1 protein-coding gene and 1 pseudogene are annotated in these 1,284 nt (G+C 64.9%); one reads left to right on the top strand and one right to left on the bottom strand.

Going from position 1 to position 1,284, the window contains the following annotated elements; translation table 11 throughout:
* A pseudogene (locus tag ABT116_RS47250) lies at nt 1–82 on the bottom strand (enoyl-ACP reductase FabI); the annotation flags it as partial.
* Between the two features lie 27 nt (nt 83–109).
* Between ABT116_RS47250 and ABT116_RS47255 the strand changes: the two are divergent.
* A partial coding sequence (locus tag ABT116_RS47255) for a hypothetical protein (protein ID WP_351647547.1) occupies nt 110–1,284 on the top strand: 1,175 nt, incomplete at its 3' end.

Consider the following 1,284-nt stretch of genomic DNA (forward strand, 5'->3'; position numbering starts at 1 on the left):
CGTCCACGTGGACGATCTCGCCGGTCGTCTTCGGGAACCAGTCGCTCAGCAGGGCGACGACGCCGCGGCCGGCCGGCTCGGGGAGACACACCTGGAAGCATGGCCGTCGATGACTTCTCCACAGCCCGAGCCAACTCTGACGTTCACCCCGAAACGGGTCGCGCAACTCGCGTTCGTGTTGATCGGATGTCAGCTCGTCATTCGTGCCTGGGTTGCCGCGAGCAATTACTTCTACTGGGACGACCTCATCTTGATGGGCCGCGGAGGACGCTTCCCTCTCTTCTCGAGCGAACTCCTGCTCTACGACCACGACGGTCACTTCATGCCCGCGGCCTTCTTCTTCACCGGGTTGTTCACCCGCGTCGCGCCGTACAACTGGGCGCTGTCGGCGGCACTGCTCGTCATCGGTCAGGCCGCAGCGTCGTTGGCGCTTCTGCGCACTCTTCGGTTGGTCCTTGGTTGGCGACCGGCGCTGTTGATTCCGCTGATGCTGTATCTCTTCGTCCCGCTGACGCTTCCGGCGTTCTCGTGGTGGGCAGCCGCGCTCAATGCATTGCCGCTCCAGATCGCGCTGGCCTGGGCATGCGGCGACGCAATCAAGCTGTACCGCACCGGGCATGTGCGCTACGTGTTCTCGGGCACCGCGGTTTTTGTCGTCTCCTTGCTGTTCTTCGAGAAGGCGGTGCTCGTTCCGTTCGTGGCACTCGCTTTCCTGGTGCTGTACTTACGCACACAAGGTGAAGGAACGCCGATACGAAGTGCGATCACGAAGTGCCGACTCCTGTGGACGGCCTGCGCCGCCGTGCTCGCGATCTGGATTCCGGTGTATCTGACCACTGTCGAATCACCGATCACCGGATACGGCCGTTCGATGTCCACCGAACTGCTGCATCACGGCACGTCTTTGGGGATGCTTCCCACTCTTCTCGGCGGCCCCTGGCGCTGGGAGCGGTGGATCCCCAGCCCCGCCTGGGCCGATCCACCGACGGCCTTGGTAGTCGCGGCCTGGGCCTTGCTGCTGACGACGGTCGTGATGACAGTGCGTGCCCGACGCGGCGCTGCCTGGATCTGGGCCTCCGCCACTCTGTACTTCCTGGCCTCCGTGGTGGCGATGACCGCTACCCGATCCGACGCCGACACCACCTACGAGTTGGCGCAGACCCCGGCACAACTCCAGTGCGGCCAGGCACCCTTCGAGGGCGGTCGCCTTCTCCGCGACGCTCGTCGTGTCCAGATCGGGGACGTGCTCAGCCGGGACGGCGACGACCACGAGGTCGACCGGGC

It is taken from the genome of Streptomyces sp. NPDC002130 (assembly GCF_040296465.1).
GTDB lineage: Bacteria > Actinomycetota > Actinomycetes > Streptomycetales > Streptomycetaceae > Streptomyces.